Origin of the sequence: Catenulispora rubra (assembly GCF_015356825.1) — a bacterium.
In the GTDB taxonomy this organism is placed as follows: domain Bacteria; phylum Actinomycetota; class Actinomycetes; order Streptomycetales; family Catenulisporaceae; genus Catenulispora; species Catenulispora rubra.
Genome location: NZ_JAACYW010000486.1, coordinates 1 through 4,884 on the forward strand (window position 1 = coordinate 1; position 4,884 = coordinate 4,884).

At 71.2% G+C, this 4,884-nt stretch carries 5 protein-coding genes; 1 reads left to right on the forward strand and 4 read right to left on the reverse strand.

From position 1 onward, the window contains the following. The 4 genes from der to GWK61_RS52775 form a co-directional block, all read right to left on the reverse strand. A partial coding sequence (gene der, locus GWK61_RS52760; RefSeq protein ID WP_194921826.1) for a ribosome biogenesis GTPase Der occupies positions 1-1,290 on the reverse strand: 1,290 nt, incomplete at its 3' end. Between the two features lie 116 nt (positions 1,291-1,406). Continuing rightward, a complete protein-coding gene (locus GWK61_RS52765; protein ID WP_228564442.1) occupies positions 1,407-2,207 on the reverse strand; it encodes a lysophospholipid acyltransferase family protein in 801 nt (266 codons plus the stop codon). Further along, the gene (gene cmk / locus GWK61_RS52770) at positions 2,204-2,932 is read right to left on the reverse strand and encodes a (d)CMP kinase (protein ID WP_194921827.1); all 729 of its coding nucleotides are present in this window, start codon (positions 2,930-2,932) and stop codon (positions 2,204-2,206) included. Before cmk ends, GWK61_RS52765 begins: the two co-directional genes overlap by 4 nt. A gap of 247 nt (positions 2,933-3,179) precedes the next feature. After that, entirely contained in the window at positions 3,180-3,695 is a 516-nt protein-coding gene (locus tag GWK61_RS52775; RefSeq protein ID WP_194921828.1) for a VOC family protein, read from the reverse strand. A 106-nt stretch (positions 3,696-3,801) separates the two neighbouring features. On the opposite strand from GWK61_RS52775, the gene GWK61_RS52780 reads away from it, so the two are divergent. Further along, a complete protein-coding gene (locus GWK61_RS52780; protein WP_194921830.1) occupies positions 3,802-4,644 on the forward strand; it encodes a hypothetical protein in 843 nt (280 codons plus the stop codon). The last annotated feature ends 240 nt before the right edge of the window (positions 4,645-4,884 follow it).

A 4,884-nucleotide genomic window follows, 5' to 3' on the forward strand; every position in this document is an offset into this window, starting at 1 on the left:
GCGGAGGGGGTGGGGGTGTTCCGCTACGAGGGTGCCGAGGAAGGCGTTCAGTTTTGCGGTGGGGACGCGGGTTTCCCAGCCCTCCAGGGCCTGCTCGAGGGCCGGGACGAGCTTGTCCACGTGGCGGCCTGTCTTGGCCGCGAGGTTCACGCGGGGGGCCCAGCGGACTTGGACCAGGTCGCGCTCGATCTCGCGTTCGAGGTAGAAGCGGCGTTCCTCGTCCATCAGGTCCCACTTGTTGTAGGCGATGACGAGGGCTCGGCCGGCTTCGGCGACCATGGTGATGATGCGGAGGTCCTGCTCGGTCAGGGAGTCGCTGGCGTCTACCAGGACGACCGCGACCTCCGCTTTTTCGATGGCGGCCTGGGTGCGGAGGCTGGCGTAGAAGTCGGCGCCGTAGGTCTGGTTGACGCGGCGGCGGATGCCTGCGGTGTCCACGAAGCGCCAGGTCTTGCCGCCGAGGTCGATCAGTTCGTCGACCGGGTCGCGGGTGGTGCCGGCGGTGGCGTCGACGACGACGCGCTCCTCGCCGGCCAGTTTGTTCAGTAGGGAGCTCTTGCCGACGTTGGGCTTGCCGACCAGGGCTACGCGGCGGGGCCCTCCGATGAGCTCGCCGAAGCGGACCGCGGGGGTCTCCGGGAGGACGTCCAGGACGGCGTCCAGGAGGTCGCCGGAGCCGCGGCCGTGCAGTGCCGATACCGCGAAGGGCTCGCCGAGGCCCAGGTTCCACAGCTCCGCAGCGACGGCCTCCGTGCGCTGGTCGTCCACCTTGTTCGCGGCCAGGATCACCGGCTTGCCGGCGCGGCGCAGGACGCGCACCACCGCTTCGTCGGTGTCCGTGATGCCGATGGTGGCGTCCACCACGAACATCACCGCGTCCGCGGCGTTGATCGCGGCCTCGGCCTGGAAGGCGACGGCCTTGGCCATGCCCTCCACGTCGCGCTCCCAGCCGCCGGTGTCGACCAGGGTGAAGCGGCGGCCGTTCCAGTGCGCGTCGTACGACACCCGGTCGCGGGTGACGCCGGGCACGTCCTGCACGACCGCCTCGCGGCGGCCGAGGATGCGGTTGACCAGGGTGGACTTGCCCACGTTGGGGCGTCCCACCACGGCCAGGACCGGCAGGCGGACGCCTTCGCCCTCGCCCCGCTCCCAGTCCTCCGACTCGAGTCCTTCGGCGTAGGCCTCGTAGTCGAAGTCCTCGTCGAAGAAACCCCCGTCTGAGGCAGCAGTGGGGGCGGCGCTTGCGGCGCTCGGGTCGCCGGGAGTGTAGTCCTCGGTCTCGGGCTGCATCAGGGGGTCCTCATGTCTTGATCAATGCGTCGGGGGAAAACGTTCGGTCGGCGGTTCCCCTGCTGCTCAGGGGTGCCGCCGACCGGACAGGTCAGTCTTCGGGTCCGGGTCCGTCTCTAATTGTCGCGCCCGGTGAGCTGCTTGGCGTACTGCACGTGCGCCGCCAGGCGGACCCGCAGCTCCTCGCTGATGGCGGCGATCTTCTGCCGCCGGCCCAGGCCCTCGGACCCCTGGGACAACTCCTCCAGGCTCACCGGTGTTCCGTACACCAGGTCCAGGTGGGCACGCGGGGTCGGCAGCGAGCCGACCGTCTTGCCGTTCGTGGCCGTCCCCAGGCACGCCACCGGCAGCACCGGGGCCCCGGTGGCCAGTGCGAAGTAGGCCAGGCCGTTGTGCACCGACTCGAACTCGCCGGTGGTGCGGGTGCCCTCCGGGAAGACGCCCAGCACGCCGCCGGCGCGCAGGGTGGCTAGCGCCGACTGGATCGCCGCGCGGTCCGGGTGGTCCCGGTCGATCGGGATCTGGCCGAACCCGAGAAGTATGGGGCCCAGCGGGCCGACGAACATCTCCTTTTTGACCAGGAAGTGCACCGGGCGCGGCGCGACGCCGGCGATCAGCGGGCCGTCCAGGAAGCCGGTGTGGTTGCCGGCCAGCAGCAGCGGGCCGTCGGTCGGGACGTTGGCGGTGTTGTGCTGGGTGACGTGCCACAGCGAGTGCATCAGCGGCACGCCGATCCGGTGCGCGCGCTTGGCCCCGCGGGCGCTGGGCGTGTGGTTGTGCGCGGCCGAGTGGTCGCGGTCGTGGCCCTGTCCTGAACCCTGCCCCGGGCCCTGGCCGCCGGGCGCGGCTACGCCGGCCCGAGCCCGGACGCGCCAGGGAACCGACGGTCGGTCGTGTGAATCGCGGAGAACCTTCATCTGGTGAGTCCCACCCCTTGGGAAGCGGCATCCGGGGCGGGGCCCTGGGCCGCGTGGATGACGATGTCGGCGACCTTCTCGATCACCTGCTCCAGTGTCAGCTCGGTGGCGTCGACCACCACCGCCCCCGGCGCCGCTTCCAGCGCGTTGGTCCGGTTGTCGACGCTGTCCCGGCGGGTCAGCGCGTCGCGCGTGGCCGCCACGGTGCCGGCCCCGCCGCCGTTCTCGCTGTTGCGGCGGGCCGCCCGCGCCTCCTCGGACGCCGTCAGGAAGATCTTGGCGCCGGCCTGCGGGGCCACCACCGAGGCGATGTCCCGGCCCTCGACCACGATCCCGCCGGCCCCGATGAGCTCCCGCTGCAGCGCGATCAGCCGGGCCCGCACCTCCGGCACCGCGGCCACGGCGCTCACCGCGCCGGTGACGTCCGCCTCACGGATCGCCACCGCCACGTCGTGCCCGTCCACGCTGATCGCCGGCGCCGCCGGATCGGTCCCGGACGCGATCGCCGGCACCTCGGCGTCGGCCGCGACCGCGGCGGCGTCGCCGACGTCGACCTTGTTCTGCAGCATCCAGTACGTCATCGCCCGGTACTGCGCGCCGGTGTCCAGGTAGCGCAGTCCGAGCCGCGCGGCCACCCCGCGAGACACGCTCGACTTGCCCGACCCGGAGGGGCCGTCGATGGCGACGACCGTTCGGGACAGGGCCTGCTGGCTGGGCAGCGACATGCGGGTGACTCCAAGTGAGGTGGTCGGCAGAGGCGAGACCTGCGGCGCGTCAAGACTGAACAAGACTATCCGGTGGCGCGGCTCACGGGTTTCGCATTGGCCTGGAGGTCCCCGAGATTGATTGGGCGGGTCATCGGATATTCGACGGCGAGGCGCTGTCGGTATCGCTGTCGGCGTCGCTGACGATGTCGGTGGCGCCGGTGCCGCTGCCGGCCGGGATCGCCGGATGTGTGATTGGTCTCATCCCTCAGGGCACGACGACGTGCGAGATCCCGACCCCGCCCCGCGTGTCGGCGCCGTACCGCTCGATCTCCTTCTTCAGGTCCAGCGGCAGCGTGAACGAGCCCTCCGGCAGCTGCGCGTCGCCGACCCGGTCGGCCGGCACCAGCCACGACATCTCGAACTCCAGGCCGTCCGGGTCGTGCGCGTACAGCGCCTTCGTGGTCCCGTGGTCGCTCGCGCCGACCAGCGCGCCGTGCGTCTTCAGGATCTCCTCGAAGCGCGCCAGCTCCGTCAGCGTGTCCACCTCCCACGCCAGGTGGTACAGCCCCACGCGGGAGCGCCCGGCCTCCGAGGACCCGGCCTGCGAGCCGATCGCGAACAGCCCGAGGTCGTGGTCGTTGGTCGAGCCCGGCGCGCGCAGGAAGGCGGCGTTCGGGGCCTGCGTCAGCACCTCGAAGCCCAGCAGGTCGCGGTAGAACGCCACGCTGCGATCCAGCTCCCGGACGAACAGCACGGCGTGGTTGAGACGGGTGACAGGCATGGTTCGACTGCTTTCTTCCGGGACGGGCGACCTCCATCGTCGCCGGACGCTCTACACTGCCGCAAGCGCGGATCGGCTGCACGGCAGGACGACCTGGGGGAGTGCGTTGAGCGAGGGTGGACTGCCCGGGATGGGCCTGAAGCTCGGACCGGAAGTGCTGCGGGTCTCCGACGGGGTCTGGTACTCGGCCACCGGCGCCGACGGCCGCACGCTCGGCGTGCTGCGCTTCGACCCGGCCCGGGTCAAGGCCTCCGGCGGCGTACCGCGCCTGGTCGAGCGGACCGTCGCGGCGCGCGGCGGACTGCTGCCGGGCACACTGCCGGTGCTGGATCTGATCGAGGACGCCGGCCTGATCTGGCTGATCACCCCGATGGTGCCGGAATCCGCGGACGCCGCCCGCACCACCGCGCTACTGCTCGGCACGGCGCCGGTGTCGGCACCCGGCGGAGTCGCGAACGGCCACGGAACTCAGGAGCCTGCGAAGAAGGACCTGAAGGACGGCCTCCCCAGCCGCATCATCCGCACCTTCATCGGCCTGGTGCTGGTCGGCGCGGTGCTCGGCGCAGCGGCATTCGCGGCGGTGAAGCTGAAGGACAAGAAGCCCACGACGCCGGTACAGATCTCCAGCATCTCGGTGCACAACTTCGCCCCGGTCCAGCCATCAGGCATCTGCGACACCTCGGTGGACATGGTCGCGGAGCTCACGACGAACGGCGGAACCGGCGTCGTGGACTACGAATGGGACATCCCGGCGAAGAACCACACGACGCAGACCGTCGCCGGCGCGGAGACGGTGAGCGGCAAGTCGCCGAAGGTACACCTGGCATGGCAGCTGAAGCTGTCCGGGAGCGGGACGGTGACCGCCACGTTCCGGATCACCAACCCCGCAGTGCTGGCGGCGGGGGCGGATGCGGCGAGTGCTGGGGATCTGAAGTATCAGTGTCCGTAGTTGCGGTGGGACGGCAAGCGAGCCGGTGCGGCCAGGCTGGCGGTTCGAGTGAGAACCGGCGCCCCCGCGACTGCGGGTAGCGACGGGGCAGCCTGACCGGTCATGTCGTGAGGGGGTCCGAAGGACCATGCGGGGTGTTGGTTCTGGGTCCCTCGCCGCGTCAGCGGGCGCAGCCAACCTGCCCGGTTTGGCGGTGTCAAGCCGGACGGAGCCGGACCACAGCAGCAGCGATGCGGCTTG

What these genes read in the sequence shown, in the direction of transcription:
- GWK61_RS52765 (WP_228564442.1), bottom strand. Translation starts at nt 2,207, where the DNA reads ATGAAGGTTCTCCGCGATTCACACGACCGACCGTCGGTTCCCTGGCGC.
- cmk (WP_194921827.1), bottom strand. Translation starts at nt 2,932, where the DNA reads ATGTCGCTGCCCAGCCAGCAGGCCCTGTCCCGAACGGTCGTCGCCATC.
- GWK61_RS52775 (WP_194921828.1), bottom strand. Translation starts at nt 3,695, where the DNA reads ATGCCTGTCACCCGTCTCAACCACGCCGTGCTGTTCGTCCGGGAGCTG.